The 15,180-nt window shown below is 72.3% G+C and carries 12 protein-coding genes; 8 read left to right on the top strand and 4 right to left on the bottom strand.

The window, feature by feature from the left end; translation table 11 throughout:
- Positions 1 to 18 precede the first annotated feature (18 nt).
- The 6 genes from ACFWH7_RS05710 (at position 19) to ACFWH7_RS05685 (ending at position 7,491) form a co-directional block, all read left to right on the top strand.
- On the top strand, positions 19 to 1,041 hold the full coding sequence (locus ACFWH7_RS05710; RefSeq protein ID WP_378215503.1) for an N-acetylneuraminate synthase family protein: 1,023 nt from the start codon (positions 19 to 21) through the stop codon (positions 1,039 to 1,041).
- On the top strand, positions 1,038 to 2,195 hold the full coding sequence (gene neuC, locus ACFWH7_RS05705) for a UDP-N-acetylglucosamine 2-epimerase (protein ID WP_378215502.1): 1,158 nt from the start codon (positions 1,038 to 1,040) through the stop codon (positions 2,193 to 2,195). Before ACFWH7_RS05710 ends, neuC begins: the two co-directional genes overlap by 4 nt.
- Positions 2,192 to 3,250, top strand: coding sequence for a sugar phosphate nucleotidyltransferase (locus ACFWH7_RS05700; protein WP_378215501.1), 1,059 nt, complete (start codon positions 2,192 to 2,194; stop codon positions 3,248 to 3,250). Before neuC ends, ACFWH7_RS05700 begins: the two co-directional genes overlap by 4 nt.
- The gene (locus ACFWH7_RS05695) at positions 3,247 to 4,242 is read left to right on the top strand and encodes an SDR family NAD(P)-dependent oxidoreductase (protein ID WP_378215499.1); all 996 of its coding nucleotides are present in this window, start codon (positions 3,247 to 3,249) and stop codon (positions 4,240 to 4,242) included. Before ACFWH7_RS05700 ends, ACFWH7_RS05695 begins: the two co-directional genes overlap by 4 nt.
- The gene (locus ACFWH7_RS05690; protein WP_378215498.1) at positions 4,239 to 5,393 is read left to right on the top strand and encodes a DegT/DnrJ/EryC1/StrS family aminotransferase; all 1,155 of its coding nucleotides are present in this window, start codon (positions 4,239 to 4,241) and stop codon (positions 5,391 to 5,393) included. The genes ACFWH7_RS05695 and ACFWH7_RS05690 overlap by 4 nt, the downstream gene beginning before the upstream one ends.
- Positions 5,394 to 5,490: 97 nt before the next feature.
- Complete coding sequence (locus ACFWH7_RS05685) at positions 5,491 to 7,491, top strand: SpoIID/LytB domain-containing protein (protein ID WP_378215497.1); 2,001 nt, start codon at positions 5,491 to 5,493, stop codon at positions 7,489 to 7,491.
- A 6-nt stretch (positions 7,492 to 7,497) separates the two neighbouring features.
- Here the strand turns inward: ACFWH7_RS05685 and ACFWH7_RS05680 are convergent, their stop codons facing one another.
- A complete protein-coding gene (locus tag ACFWH7_RS05680; RefSeq protein WP_378215496.1) occupies positions 7,498 to 10,404 on the bottom strand; it encodes an FG-GAP-like repeat-containing protein in 2,907 nt (968 codons plus the stop codon).
- Positions 10,405 to 10,543: 139 nt separating this feature from the next.
- Here ACFWH7_RS05680 and ACFWH7_RS05675 point away from each other — a divergent pair, with 139 nt between their 5' ends.
- Both ACFWH7_RS05675 and ACFWH7_RS05670 read left to right on the top strand, forming a co-directional pair.
- Positions 10,544 to 11,275: a glycosyltransferase family 2 protein gene (locus ACFWH7_RS05675; RefSeq protein WP_378215495.1), complete on the top strand. Its 732-nt coding sequence runs from the start codon at positions 10,544 to 10,546 to the stop codon at positions 11,273 to 11,275.
- 16 nt (positions 11,276 to 11,291) lie between these two features.
- Complete coding sequence (locus ACFWH7_RS05670; RefSeq protein ID WP_378215494.1) at positions 11,292 to 11,687, top strand: DUF2304 domain-containing protein; 396 nt, start codon at positions 11,292 to 11,294, stop codon at positions 11,685 to 11,687.
- A gap of 16 nt (positions 11,688 to 11,703) precedes the next feature.
- Here the strand turns inward: ACFWH7_RS05670 and ACFWH7_RS05665 are convergent, their stop codons facing one another.
- Genes ACFWH7_RS05665 through ACFWH7_RS05655 form a run of 3 tightly spaced genes read right to left on the bottom strand, consistent with a single transcriptional unit; the run spans position 11,704 to position 14,934 of the window.
- On the bottom strand, positions 11,704 to 12,534 hold the full coding sequence (locus ACFWH7_RS05665; protein ID WP_378215493.1) for a glycosyltransferase: 831 nt from the start codon (positions 12,532 to 12,534) through the stop codon (positions 11,704 to 11,706).
- The gene (locus tag ACFWH7_RS05660) at positions 12,531 to 13,514 is read right to left on the bottom strand and encodes a glycosyltransferase (RefSeq protein ID WP_378215492.1); all 984 of its coding nucleotides are present in this window, start codon (positions 13,512 to 13,514) and stop codon (positions 12,531 to 12,533) included. Before ACFWH7_RS05660 ends, ACFWH7_RS05665 begins: the two co-directional genes overlap by 4 nt.
- A gap of 10 nt (positions 13,515 to 13,524) precedes the next feature.
- A complete protein-coding gene (locus ACFWH7_RS05655; protein WP_378215490.1) occupies positions 13,525 to 14,934 on the bottom strand; it encodes a glycosyltransferase family protein in 1,410 nt (469 codons plus the stop codon).
- Positions 14,935 to 15,180: the final 246 nt, after the last annotated feature.

Here is a 15,180-nt window from a genome sequence, read left to right as displayed (position 1 = left end):
GTCAGGATCGGAAACCACGTGCTGGGCGGCGACGCCCCTTTCGTCATCGCGGAGGTCGGCGTCAACCACGACGGAGACGTCGGCAAGGCCCACGAGCTGATCGACGTGGCGGCTGCCGCCGGCGCGTCGTCGGTGAAGTTCCAGACCTTCGAGCCCAGCGCGCTCGTCGCGGTGGACGCCTCGGCCGCCCCCTACCAGGAGGCAGCCACCGGCTCGACCACCCAGGCGGAGATGCTCGAGGCGCTCTCGCTCCCCCGTGCCGCCTGGGCCGAGCTGTCGGACCACGCACAGGAGAAGGGGCTCGTCTTCCTCTCCACGCCGTTCGACCTCGCGAGCGCCGACCTGCTTCTCGGCCTCGGCGTCCCCGCGCTCAAGGTCCCGTCCGGGGAGCTCACGAACACCCCGTTCATCGCGCGGCTCGCGGCGTTCGGCGTGCCGCTCCTCGTCTCCACGGGGATGGGCAGCGTCGACGAGGTCGCCGCCGCGCTCGCCGCGGCCGCCGCGGCCCCGGGCCTCGCGCTCTTCCACTGCGTCTCGGCCTACCCGGCCCCCGCCGAGGACTGCAACCTCCGCGCCATCCCGGCCATGGCGGAGCAGTTCGACGTGCCGGTCGGCTGGTCGGACCACACTCCCGGCCTCACCGCCGCGGTCGCAGCCGCGGCGCTCGGCGCGACGCTCTTCGAGAAGCACTTCACCCTCGACCGCACGGCGCCCGGACCCGACCACGCCGCGAGCCTCGAGCCCGCCGAGCTCGCCGCGTACGTCACGGCGATCAGCGACTCGATCGCCATGCTCGGCGACGGTCGCAAGCGACGGATGCCGAGCGAGGAGGAGAACGCGCCGCTGGTGCGACGCGGCTGGCACGCTGCCCGTGACCTCGCCGTCGGCGACGTCCTCGGCGAGGACGACATCCTCGCGCTGCGGCCCGAGAGCGGCGTGTCGGTCGCCGTGGACGTGCGGGGCGCGGTCGTGACGCGTGCCGTCCGCGCAGGCACCGCCCTCCACGCCGAGTCGATCTCGAGCGCGGGTCACGCTGGATGACGGTCTGCGTCTTCGTCGGAGGCCGGGCCGACCTCAGCCCGCTGGCCCCGGTCCTGCGCGCGCTGGCGCAGGGTGACGACCGCGTCGTCGTCCTGACCGCCGTCGGGTTCGACGAGGACGGCGCGCTCGCCGCGCTCGACGCCGAGGGGCTCCCGGGCCTCGAGGTGCGCGCGGTCGGGCCGCGGCTCGGGGGCGACAGCCCCGCGGATGCCACGACGTGCGGCAGCGAGATCTCGCGGGGGATGCCCGGCGCGCTCGACGGCGCGTCGTGCCTGGTCGTGCTCGGCGACCGGTGGGAGCTTCCCTGGGTCGTCATGCCCGCCGTGCTCGCCCGGGTCCCCGTCGTCCACCTGCACGGCGGCGAGGTCACCGAGGGCGCCATCGACGAGCGGGTCCGGCACGCCGTCTCCAAGCTCGCGGACGTCCACTGCGTCGCCTCGGAGGAGAGCCGGGCGCGGCTCGAGCAGATGGGCGAGGACCCGGGGTCGATCCACGTCACCGGCGCGCCGGGCCTGGACCGGCTCGTCCGCGTCGCCCCGGCGTCGGACGACGAGCTCGCGCGGCTCGCGGGCCGGCCGGTCACCCGGCCCCTCGCCTTGTTCACCTACCACCCGGTCACCACCGAGCCGGTCGCCGAGGTCGTCGAGAACGGCGTCGCCGCGCTGCGCGGGACGGCCGACGTCGTCGGGACGGTCGTCGTCACGCACCCTGGGCCCGACCCGGGCGGCCGCCAGCTGCGCGACGCACTCGTGGAGAGCGCCCAGGGCCTGCCCGGCTGCGTGGTCGTCCCGTCCCTCGGGCCCGCGTACCCGAGCGTGCTCGCCGCGTGCGACGTCGTGGTCGGCAACTCGTCGTCCGGTGTCATCGAGGCGGCGAGCGCCGGGGTCCCGGCCGTGGACGTCGGGGAACGCCAGTCCGGCCGGCTCCGGGCGCGCTCCGTGCGGCACGTCGCGGACGGCCGTGAGACCGTGCGCGACGGTGTTCGTCAGGTCCTGGCGGACGCTCGGCCGAGCCGCACGGACAACCCGTACGGCGACGGGGACGCGGCCCGGCGGATCGTGGACGCGATCCACGGGGTCCCCCCGGCGGCCGGAAGCAAGCGTTTTCGGGACGTGTACTCTGCCGTGTGCTCGGACGGAAGGAGAGATCAGTGACGCGACCGGCGCAGGTCGGTGAGTTCGTCACCGACGCCTCGGCGACGCTGGGCGACGCGATGTCGCTCATGGACAAGTCAGGCCACGAGATTGCCGTCCTGGTGAACACCGACGGCTCCCTCGCGGGCGTGCTCACGGACGGCGACGTCCGGCGCGGGATCCTCGCGGGAGCGACGCTCGCGACCCCGGCGCTCGGGCTCGCCTCCCAGACCCCGACCACGGTCCCGGAGGGGACCAGCCGTGCGCACGCGCTCGACATCATGCGCGCCACGCGGCTGGAACAGCTCCCGGTCCTGGACGCGGCAGGGCACGTGGTCGGCCTGCACACGCTGGCGGACATCGCCGGCCGGGAGGCACGGCCGAACGTCGCCGTGGTGATGGCCGGAGGCCGTGGCGTGCGGCTCGGCGAGCTCACGCAGCACACGCCCAAGCCGCTCGTCCCCATCGCCGGTCGACCCATCATCGAGTGGATCATCCTCAATCTCGTGAGCGGCGGCGTCTCGCAGATCTACGTGACCGTGAACTACCTCGCGGACAAGATCGTCGACCGGCTCGGCGACGGGTCCGGGGTCGGCGCACGGATCGAGTACGTGCACGAGGACCCGGAGATGCCGCTGGGGACCGCCGGGTCGCTCGGCCTGCTGCCTCACGGCGAGCTGCCGGACGCCCCGCTCGTCGTGACCAACGCCGACCTCATGGCGCAGTTCGAGGTGGGCGACCTGCTCGACACGCACGGCGCCCGGGGGCACGCGGTGACCGTCGCGACGCGGCGCTACGAGCACCAGGTGCCCTTCGGCGTCGTCGAGCGCGGCGACGACCACCTGGTCACGGGCCTCGTGGAGAAGCCGGTCCTCGACGTGGAGGTCAACGCCGGGATCTACGCGCTCTCCCCGGAGGTGCTCGACCTCGTCCCATGGGGCCGCCCGAGCACGATGCCCGACCTGGTCGAGGCGTGTCTCCGTGCGGGGCACGGCGTGGGTGCGTGGGCCATGGAATCAGACTGGATCGATGTCGGAACACCTCGCGACCTCGCGAGAGCTAGGGGTATGCAGTGAGCTGGGAATCTCTGTCCGGGAAGACCGTCCTCGTGACGGGCGCCGACGGCTTCATCGGGAGCCACCTCGTCGAGCGCCTCGCCGCGGACGGCGCCGACGTCCGCGCGATGTGCCTGTACAACTCGAACGGTTCCGCGGGATGGCTGGACGAGTCTCAGGTCCGCCCCGACGTCGATGTCCAGCTCGGTGACATCCGCGACGCCGAGCACGTGCGCGCCCTCGTCCGAGGTGCCGACGTCGTGCTGCACCTCGCCGCGCTCATCGCCATCCCGTACTCGTACGTCGCGCCCCGCTCGTACGTCGACACGAACGTCACCGGCACGCTCAACGTGCTGGAGGCCGTGCGCGCCGAGGGCACGCCGCGGCTCGTGCACACCTCGACGTCGGAGGTGTACGGCACGCCCGACACCGTGCCGATCACGGTGTCGCACCCCCTGCGCGGCCAGTCGCCCTACAGCGCCACGAAGATCGCCGCCGACAAGCTCTGCGAGTCGTACGCGCTCTCGTTCGAGACGCCGGTGACCGTGCTCCGGCCGTTCAACACGTTCGGCCCGCGGCAGTCGACGCGCGCCGTGATCCCCACGATCCTCAACCAGCTCCTCGCGGGCGTGGAGGAGGTCCACCTCGGGGCCCTGTCGCCCCGACGCGACTTCACCTACGTCGCCGACACCGTGGACGGCTTCGTCCGTGCCGCCGGCACGGCGCTCGATCCTGGTACCGTCGTCCAGCTCGGGACAGGGCGTACCGTCTCCATCGAGGAGACGTTCGACCTCTGCACCACCGTGACGGGCTCGCAGGCGAAGGTGGTGTCCGAGGAGCAGCGTATGCGCCCCGACGGCTCCGAGGTCGAGGTGCTCCTGTCGGATCCTTCGCAGGCCGCCGAGCTCCTGGGCTGGACCCCGCAGACGTCGCTCGAGGAGGGCCTTCGCCGCACGGCGGAGTGGCTCAGAGGTCGCGTCGACGTCGCGAAGGCGGCGATCTACCACCGATGAGCGCCGCGACCATCCCGCTCGCCGTCCCGAGCATCACCGAGCACGAGATCGAGCGCGTCACCGCGGCCGTCCGTTCCGGGTTCGTGTCCTCGGTCGGCCCGTTCGTCACCGAGTTCGAGCACCGCTTCGCGGACGCCGTCGGGGCCGAGCACGCCGTGGCGTGCGCGTCCGGCACCGCCGCGCTGCACCTCGCGTTCGCCGCCCTCGACGTCCCCCGGGACGCCGAGGTAGCGGTAGCAGACTTCACCTTCGTGGGCTCGGCCAACCCGGTCGCCTACGTCGGCGCACGCCCCCTCCTCGTGGACAGCGAACGCGTGACGTGGAACATGGACGAGGACCTCCTCCTGGAGGACCTCGAGGGGCGGCTCCGGAGCGGTCGCCCGCTGCCCGCGGCGATCGAAGTCGTCCACATCCTCGGCCAGCCCGCCCGTATCGACCGCCTGGTCGAGTTCTGCGCCGAGCACGGCGTCGCTCTCGTCGAGGACGCCGCCGAGTCGCGCGGCGCACGCTGGTCGGACGGGCCGCTCGCCGGCCGGCACACCGGCACCGTCGGTGCGGTGGGCGCGTTCTCGTTCAACGGGAACAAGATCGTGACCACGGGCGGTGGCGGCATGCTCGTGACCGACGACGCGCGGCTGGCCGCCCGTGCCCGTCACCTGTCGACCCAGGCGAAGGTTCCCGCCGTGGGGTACCTCCACGACGAGATCGGGTTCAACTACCGCCTGACCAACATCGCGTCCGCGCTCGGCGTCGCGCAGCTCGAACGCCTGGCCCAGCTCGTCGGGCGTCGCCAGGAGGTCGCCGGCCGGTACGACGCCGCGCTCGCCGGCAGCGGGCTGACGACGCCTCCGCGCGTCCCTGGTCTCGACGCCACCTACTGGCTCTACTCGGTGCTCGTGCCCGCCGACGGCGGCGAGGCGCTCCGCGACGAGCTCCTCGCACACCTCGAGAAGGCAGGCATCGGGGCGCGGCCGCTGTGGCGCCCCCTGCACGTCCAGCCACCGTGGTCCGGGGCCGAGCGCCTCGGCGGTGAGGTCGCTGTCGACCTGTTCGAGCGCGGGCTCTCCCTGCCATGCTCCTTCGACCTTACGGAGAGCGAGCAGGACCGCGTGATCGAGACGACGATCGAGTTCCTCGCCGCCCGCTCCTGAACGCACGCGAGCGGACGGGGGTCGCCTTTCGACTCCTGTCCGCTCGTGCGCAGCACCCCTCTCAGGCTTAGCCTCGAAGTGGAGGGAAGGTGCGCAGGTGCGTTGGTCTGGACGTCTTGCCGGGGTCGCGACGGTCGTCGCGCTCCTGGTTCCTGTCGGTTTCGTGGCGCCCGCGACGGCCGTCACGACGGTGGTCGAGCGTGCCACGATCCCTGGAACGGGCAACATCACGCTCGCGGGCCGCGGCTACGGTCACGGGATCGGCATGTCCCAGTACGGAGCGCGCGCGGCCGCGTCCCAGGGGGTCGGGTACCAGACGATCCTTGACTTCTACTACCCGGGAACCGGTCGGGCGACGATCGCCAACACCGGGCTCCGAGTGCTCCTCATGGCCGATACGGACGACGACGTCCGATTCGTCGCCAGCAGCGGGATGACGGCCACGGACGGCAACGGCGCGACGCGCGCACTCGCCATCTCCGGGGCGTCAGTGAGCCAGTGGCGGATCGTCCGTACGTCGGCCGGGATGGCCGCCTACGGTCTCGTGTCGGGCACGTGGCGCGCTGCGGGCTCTGCGATGCGCGCTCCGGTCACCGTGTCGGCGACGGCTGGCACGATCCGCCTCATCCGTCCCGACGGGACGCAGCGGGAGTACCGCGGCAGTCTCCGCGCCATCGACGACGGTGCGTCGCCAAATCTCCGGACCGTGAACGTCGTCTCGATGGAGAGCTACCTCCGCTCGGTCGTCCCTGCGGAGTCTCCCGCGAGCTGGCCGGCGGACGCGCTGCGTGCACAGTCCGTCGCCGCACGCACCTATGCCGCGCAGGACCGCGCCCGGAGCTCCACGCGTGCGTGGGACACGTGCGACACCACGGCCTGCCAGGTGTACGAGGGGTACCGGTCGTACTCGTCGTCCGGGGCCCTCCAGTCGACGAACGAGCAGGCGAGCACGAACGCGGCGATCACGGCCACGGCCAATCAGATCCGCACGTACGGCGGGGCACCGGCATTCACGCAGTTCAGTTCGTCGAACGGCGGGTGGACGGCGCCGGGAAGCCAGCCGTACCTCGTCGCGAAACGCGACCCGTGGGACGCCGTCGGCAACCCGGTGCACGCATGGCGGGTGTCCCTCACCACCGCCGCGATCCATGCGGCCTATCCCGCCGTGGGGACGCCCCGTGCGCTCACCGTGACGCGGCGGTCAGGTGTGGGCGAGTGGAGCGGGCGCGTCGAGTCCGTGACCGTGTCCGGGACCTCCGGGAGCGCGACGGTCACGGGCGCGCAGTTCCGGACGGCGTTCGGGCTGCGAAGCGCCTGGTGGAAGGTGACCGGAAGCGCCCGGCTCGACTCCGACTTCACCGCCGACGGCCGGTCGGATCTGCTCGCCCGCCGCCCGGACGGACGGCTGATGGTCTACGAGTCCGACGGCGCGGGCGGCTTCGCCAGCGGTCCCCGGGACATCGGTGGCGGTTGGCAGGCCATGCAGTTCGTCGAGCGTGGCGCGGATCTGACCGGCGACGGCAACCCAGACATCGTGGCGGTGGACGGCAGCGGCTACCTCTACGTCTACCGGACCAACGGCTCCGGTGGTGTCGGGACGCGGACCCGGGTCGGGGGAGGCTGGGGTGCGATGCGGCACATCGCCGTCCCCGGCGACCTGACCAGGGACGGCATGGCGGACCTCGTGGCGATCGATCCCGCGGGCCGCCTCCTCCTCTACGCAGGTCGGGGCGACGGGACGTTCACCATCCGGGGCGGGGTCAGCAACAACTGGCAGGCCATGACCGCCCTGCTCGGCGCGGGCGACCTGGACGGCGACGGCATCGCGGACCTGCTCGCCCGGCACGCGGACGGGAGGCTTCTCCTCTATGCGGGCAACGGGAGCGGCGGCGTCCGTGAGGCACGGCTTCTCGGCAGAAACTGGCAGGACATGGCCTACCTGACCGTCAGCGGCGACTGGAGCGGTGACGGCTCGCAGGACATCCTCGCCGCACGCACCGACGGCGTGCTGCACCTCTACACGTGGACGGGCGGAGGCAACGTCAACCCAGGAGTCCCCATCAGCAGCAACTGGCAGACGTACGACCTCGTGCGCTGAGCGCGGTCACGTCACCACACCCCCGACCGTGCCGTACGCGCGCCACCCGAAGAAGCCGGAACGGCCGTTCCCGGAGTAGAGCATCACCGAACCGTCCGGTCGAACCCCGACGAGGTCCGGGCGCGCATCGCCGTCGACGTCGCCGACGCCCACGACGCGGGAGTACGCCTGCCAGCCGCCGCCCAGACGCACCGGGGATCCCAGCAGAGCGGCGCCGTTCCCGGCGCGCAGCTGGAGCGCGCCCGAGGTGTCGCGGGTCAGCAGGTCCGGGGCACGTCCGCCGCGCCACAGGCCTGCGGCGACGAGGTGGTCGACCGAGCCAGCACCGGTGGCGACGATCGTCCGCGGGGCGAACCCGCCGCGCCCGTCTCCCGGATAGAGGTAGATCCGACCCGTGTGACGGTCGAGCGCCATCAGGCTGGCGACGCCGGTGCCGGTCCAGTTGCCGACCCCGATGACCTGCTCCATCACCTGCCATCCACCACTGATACGGCGACCAGCGGCGAAGGAGCCGGATCCGGTGCCCGCATGGAGGTACATCTCGCCGTCAGCGCGCCGCGTGATGAGGTCCGGGCGACCGTCGCCGTCCCAGTCTCCCGGAGCGATCGCTTCCACGGCCGGCGCTGCCGGGACGCCGGACGCAGACAACCGCGAGAAGTCTCCCCGGCCGTCGTAGCGGTACCGGAACAGGACCCCGTCGCGGCGCACCGCGTAGAGGTCCTGCCCCCTCCCGGAGCGAGACGTGGACACGATCGTGGAGAACCCGGTCCACCCCGTCCCGAGCTGGGACCGCCCTCGATACCCCCCGCCGCCGTCGCCCACATAGAGCCAGAGCCGGCCCGCGCCGTCGCGTGCTGCGAGATCTACCCGCCCGTCGTCGTTCATGTCACCGACACCGACGATCGAGGTCATACCCTGCCATCCCCCGCCGACGACGCGCGCCGACCCGGTGAACGAACCACGGCCGTCCCCGCGATACACGAGAAGGGTCCCGTCCGCCCGGCGTGCGACGAGGGCGGGACGCCCGTCGCCGAGCTTGCCGATGGTGGAGAGAGCTGTCATGCCGCCCCACCCACCGCCGATCTTCCGCACCGGTCCGAACCCACCGTTGCCGTTCGACGGGTAGAGCATCAGCGCACCGTCGGCCTTGCGCCGGGCCAGCAGGTCCGCACGACCGTCCCCGTCCCAGTCGTGACCGCCCGTCACACCGTCGAGACCGGACCACCCGCGGGAGATGACACGGGGAGCCTGGAAGGTGCCGTCCGGACGACCCGGATATAGCCACATCGAGCCGCCGGAGTCGATGCGGAGCAAGTCTGGTGTGCCGTCACCGTTCCAGTCCCCGGGGCCGATGGTGCGAGACCCGGCCCAGCCGCCGCCGATCTGTGTCGGCGCTCGCCACCCGGCGCTCGTAGCCGTGGCGAGAGCGAGGGAGGTCGACGTCCGCGAGACCAGGTCGGGGAACCCGTCCCTGTTGAGGTCGCGCTGGTAGACCCGCGCGGCGGCATCGCCCTGGAGCCCTCGGACAAGGTTCCTGAGCTCGGGAAGTCTCGAGTACAGGTACTGCCCGGGGCACGTCGTCTGCCCGACGTCGCGATGTCCGAAGACCGTCTGGAGGCGCTGCCCGTTGATCGTCGTGGTGACTCCGGCGGTCACCCCGTGCAACGAGAACTTCCACGCGATGACACGAGCGGCGGCACTGAGGGCCCCGCTCGGGACGGTCGCGGTGTCGTAGTTGCCCAGGAACGACACCCCGAAGGCCACCGAGTTCACTCCGGACGCGTGCGCAGCGATGATCGCGCGGTCGATACCGCCCTTGCGCCCCTCCCACACGCGACCGTACTTGTCGACGAGGAAGTTGTAGCCGATGTCTCCCCAGCCGCGAGACTGCGCGTGGTAGACGTAGATGCCCCGGATCAGCGCCGGCACCTGTGCCGCTGTGTAGCTGTTGGTCCCCGCCGTGTGGTGCACCGTCGCGCCGACGACCCGCCCCAGCTGTGGCGTCCACGTCGAGATGGCCTCGTTCGCACCCCACTGTGCGCGCGAGTAGACGGTTGGCCGGGGCGTCGCTGCGGCGGCGAGCGGAGCCTGCGGCACGACGGCGGCTGCCGTCGACGCGACGGGTGATGTGAAGGCGACGGTGCTCACCTCACCCAGGTCCAGGTCCAGGTCCAGGTCGCTCGTCGTCCGTTCAGACGGCTCGGTGCCCGGCGCGGAGCCCCTGTCTTCGGGGGCGACCTGGCCCTGGTCCGCAGCGTCCGTGGACGTCGTGGCGGTCCCGACGACCGCGAGGCGAGGGTCGATAGGCCCGTCCCCGGGCTCGTGGCGGAGCGCGACCTCGACCGCGTCGACCTCGCCGGCGAGAAACGGCTCGGTCCCGTCCCGAGCGTCGGGCACGGGTTCGCCGTCGCTCTCCGCTGCGCCCGCCAGGTCCTGCTCGAGCGCGGACCACGGCGACCAGTCTGACCCGGTCCGGGTGCGGATCTCGACGGCGAGGTCGGCAGGCGCCGTGCCAGGATCCCACGTCACACCGACGACAACCACGCCGGCGGCGGCGGTCTCGGCGCTGAGGACGACGTCCCCCGCACCGCTCGTGCCCAGACGGCCCTGCTCGTCCGTCGTCCTCCCGAACGGGGTCGCCTCGTCGGGCCCGTCCGCTCCCTCCTCCTGTCCCGAGAGCGACGGATCCGGATCGAGCGGGACCTCCTCCAGGACCGGCTGTCCTTCGCTGTCCTCAGTGGCGCCGACGATGAGCGCCCCGGTGGTCCCCTGCACCGGCGCACTGCTCACGACCGGGGACGCCGCGGCGTCCGCCTCGGTCCCGAGCACAGGCAGGACCACCGATCCTACGACCGCCATGACACCGGCCGACACCCCTGCGACGAACGACTTCGCCCTGCGTACCTCGAACACCCCGTGCCACCTCCGACCGAGCGAGGCCCCGATGCTCGCCCACGGCTGCCAGTATGTGCACGGCTTCGTCCGATCCGCGCGACTTGCGCACGTCCGCGCGTGTCACCCACAGCGCGGCGCAACTGTCACAATGGGGGCCATGCATCCGCCACAGACGCGTGGGCACGCGCCTGCCCACGCCCCGGAGACCGCGGCTCCGGCTCCGATCGACGACGCCTGGCTCGTCATCCCCCTGTACAACGAGGGGTCCGTGATCGGCGACGTCGTCCGCGGCGCGTTGCCGACGTTCCCCCACATCGTCTGTGTCGACGACGGCAGCTCGGACGACTCGATCGAGCAGGCTCGCGCGGCGGGGGCAGTCGTGCTCCGTCACGCGGTCAACCTCGGTCAGGGCGCGGCCCTGCAGACCGGAATCGAGTACGCGCGCGAGCAACCCGGCGCGACCTATCTCGTGACCTTCGACGCGGACGGCCAGCACCAGGTCTCGGACGCCGTCGCGATGGTCGAGCTCGCACGCTCGGAGGACGTCGCGATCGTCTTCGGGTCGCGCTTCCTCGACGAGCGGACCAAGCCAGGCCTCATCAAGCGGATGGTGCTGCGCGCGGCCGTATGGTTCACCAACGCGACGACCGGCCTCAAGCTCTCGGACGCGCACAACGGGCTCCGTGTGCTGCGTCGCGACGCCGCGCTGGCGGTCGACATGACGCAGGACCGCATGGCGCACGCGAGCGAGATCGTCGACCAGCTCGCCAAGAGCGGTCTGCCGTGGCGCGAGGCCCCGGTCCACGTCCTGTACACGGACTACTCGCGAGGGAAGGGCCAGTCCGTGTGGAACTCGGTCAACATCCTCGTCGACCTCATCTTCAAGTGAGCGGGGAGCCAGAACAGTGCTGATCCAGGTCATCCTCATCCTGGCGGTCGTCGTCGTGACCGTCATGCTCACCCGGTCGACGGCGAACGCCCGGCACCAGGCCATCCGACGGCTCCTGCTCGCGGGGTTCGTGGTCGCCGCCGTGCTCGCGATCATCTTCCCCGACGCGTTGTCGGTCCTGGCGAACGCGGTCGGCGTGGGTCGTGGCACCGACCTCCTGCTGTATGCGCTCGTCATCGCGTTCGTCAGCTACATCGCCACGAGCCACCGGCGCTCGAACCAGCTCAGCCGTAAGATCACGCTCCTCACCCGCGAGCTGAGCCTTGCCGAGGCACGGCTCGCGGCCGTCGACGAGTCGGTCGACCGGCTCGAGGAGACGACCGTGGCGGAAGCGCGCGCCGAGCAGCCGTGACCTGAGCCGACGCCCGTCAGCGACGGCGGGCGTCGGCGCGGTACGCGCCGCGGCGCAGCACCTCCGGCACGAGGCGGTAGCCGCCGCGCAGGACGGAGTTGCGGATCTCCTGGAGCGTCGTGGTGAACCCGATGCCGTGCAGTCGACGCTGGAGCTCCAGCTCGGACCGCAGGAGCTGCGACCCGCCCCGCCGTGCGTACGCGCCGGCGCCGACGCGGTACAGCACCAGCGGCTCGGGGACGTTGCGGGCCCGGGCCCCGTTCGCGAGCATCCGCGCGAACAACCAGTAGTCCTCCATGAGCGGCAGGTCCTCGTACCCGCCGACGGCGGCGACGGCCGACCGGCGGTACACCACCGACGGATGGTTGAACGGCGAGCGGAACCGCGCGGCACGGTCGATCTCCTCGGCGCTCAGCGGCGGTACGCGCACGAGTCCGGCACCGCTCCCGGGTGCCGGCTCGTCGGTGTCGAACTCCTCGATGGCCGACCCGACGATGTCGAGACCCCCGTCGACGAGCGGCACCTGGACCGCGAACCGCTCGGGGCGGCTGACGTCGTCCGCGTCCTGACGCGCGACGATCTCGTGCGCGCACCGGGCCAGGCCCTCCTCGAGCGCGACGGCGAGCCCGCGGTTCCGCGGGAGCCGGACACGCCGCACCGGGACCGGCGACTCCCTCTCGATCGTGTCGAGCTCACGGTCGAGCGCGTCGCCCAGCGGCCCGTCCTCGACGACGACGACCTCGGCCGGGGCGAGCTCCTGCTCTGCCGTGACCGACGCGAACGACCGGCGCAGGAACGCCACGTCGTCCCGGTGGTAGACCGGCAGGAGAACCGAGAAGGCGGTCACCGTGCCCCCGCCGCGCCGGCGTCGACCACGGCGACGGAGTCGGCCTCGGGGCCGGCGCCGTCGAGGACCTTCGCCGACGGGCGGGGGCCGCGCAGGACACCGTCGCGCAGCCCGCGCGCGCCGGCGCGCAGCAGCACGTCACGGCGCTCGCTCCGGAGGAACGTGCGGGCCCAGCGGCGTGCGCTCGCCCCGCTGTACAGCACCCGCTCGACGGGGTCGAGCGACGACGACCGGGTGATCATCCAGATCTTGTTCCGCACCTCGTAGTAGAAGCGCTCGCCGGGGTCCGCGTCGGTCGAGCCGAACGCCTTGGTCCGGTGCTCGACGACCGAGGCCGGCACGGACAGTCCGGTCCCGCGCCGCAGCAGCCGGGCCGAGTACTCGAAGTCGTCGTTCCAGATGAAGTAGTCCGCGACCGGCAGGCCGTGGTGCCGTACGGCACGCGCGTCGACGAGCATCGACACGAACGAGGAGGAGCGCACCGGGACGGCTCGCGCTGCCCGCGCGGCGGCGATCTCGGCACCGGACGCCCCGGGCCGGACCCGGGGGGTGTTCATCGGGTGGTCGCGCCCGTCGTGCCAGACCACCCGGCTGCCCAGCAGGGCGACGGGACCGGGGTAATCGTCCCTCGCCTCGAGGAGCGCGCGCAGCGCGTCCGGGGTGGGGATCGTGTCGTCGTCCATGAGCCAGACGAGGTCCGCGTCGAGCGTGTCGACGGCGTGCGCGAGGCCGACGGCGAAGCCGCCGGCGCCCCCCGTGTTCCGACTCAGCTCGACGACGTCGGCGCCGACCGGGTGCTCCGCAGCGACGACGGCGGAGTCGTCGTCGCTGCGGTTGTCGACGACGACCACCTGGTCGACCGGCCGGGTCTGCGCGGCCAGGGCGTCGAGCGCCTCGACCAGCAGGTCACGACGGTTGTACGCCACGACGACCGCGACGACGCGGGGGGCTTCGGACGCGGTTCTCGGATCTGCTGGCACGGCGAGCAGGCTACCCGAGCCGCGGTGCACGGGCCGCTTCCGGCAGCACCGGCCCGCGTCGCTCGGCGACGATCTCGGTCCGCATCGCGTCGAGGATCCGACCGGCGGCGCCGGGCGGCCCGAACAGGTCTGCGACGTTGCGCTCCTGGACGGCCGCCAGCTCGTCACCGTCGCGCAGCACGCGCTCCACCACCGAGCGGGCGCCCGCCGTGTCTCCCACGACGTGCGTACCCGCGACGATCCGCACGCCCAGGTCGGTGAAGGGCCGGTGCCCGGCACGCTCGACGAAGACGACCGGCTTGCGCAGGACCTGGAACTCCGCGAGCATGCTCAACCCGTCCGTCACCATGACGTCTGCTGCGGCGAGCAAGGGCGCGTACCCGCCGCCCTGCACGACCGCGGTGTTCCCGAGCGCGGACCAACGGATGAGCCAGTCCTCGTACTGCGACGTCGTGTAGCGCGAGCCCTCGCGCGCCATGTACGGGACGAGGGCGGGGTGGGGCATCCAGACGATCTCCACCTCGCCCTCGCGCGCCCACTCGAGCATCTCCTCGGCCAGCTCGGGGAAGAGCCCGAACCGCGTCCAGCCCGCGCCGATCGAGTGGTGCGACGACCAGACGACGCGAGGACGCCGCGACTCTCGTGCGATGACGGGCCACGAGGGTTCTGCGGCCCGCAGCACGTCCAGCTTGGGATGCCCGGTGACCCGGAAGTGCCGTGCCCCCCGCGCACCGTCCCGTTCGGCCGCCGCGAGCGTCTGCGCGTTCGTGCAGAACACCAGCCACGCCGCTCGGTGCAGGTCCGCGTCCACGGCGGTGTTGACCGCGGGGGTACGGGCGCCGGGAACGTTGACGACGAGGTTCATGGTCTCGTACGGCACGACGCACAGGCGAGCGAAGTCGAGCAGCGCGGTCGACAGGGACGGGTCGACGTCCTGGTCCCACTGCGACTGGCGCACGACGACGTCCGGCTCGAGGATCTTGACGAGCCGCAGCACGTCGTCGACGCGGTCCGCCGTCGCGCGCAGGTGCGGGATCCCGCGCGCGGCGAGACCCTCGTGCACCAGCTCCTCGTCCCGCAGCTCCCCCTGGCCCCCGAAGTGCCGCGGAATCGTGACCACCACCGGGTCGAAGTCGTCCGACATCTCCATCAGCCGGACCAGGTCGTCGAGGCTGTCCCACGCCTCGACGTGGTGCACGAGGAACAGGGCGCGCGTCACCTCGTGCGTGAGTGTGCCCCGGCGGGCGACGAGGTTGACCGTGTCGTTCAGCGCGGAGACCGCACGTGCGCCCTGCCGGTCACGTTCCTGAGTCGCCCGCTCCATCGAGTCCAGCCGGCGCTGCAGCGCTGCGTGCTCGACACGCAAGGCGTCCGTCGTGCGGCTCAACGTCGTGAGGGACGACTCCACCCTCTGGGTCACCTCGTCGACGTGGACGAGCCGGTGCGCGAGCGACCGGACGGTAGTCAGGAACTGACGAGCACTGCGCACCGGTATCTCCAGCGTCGGGCGGACGAACGAGGGGCTTCCTTGCCCCCGCGAAGCGAAGGATAGTCGACACGGCGCGCGCGCCGTGCCCGCCGGTCACCGGTCCGGGCGGCCTCTCACACAACACCTCCACGCGGTCGGCCCGCCCCCCGCGCCGTGGCCTCGCACGCGCCGCTTATG

The sequence above is a fragment of the Cellulosimicrobium cellulans genome, from assembly GCF_042723955.1.
Taxonomy (GTDB): Bacteria; Actinomycetota; Actinomycetes; order Actinomycetales; family Cellulomonadaceae; genus Cellulosimicrobium; species Cellulosimicrobium cellulans_H.
This window is presented reverse-complemented; position numbering and strand designations above follow the sequence as displayed.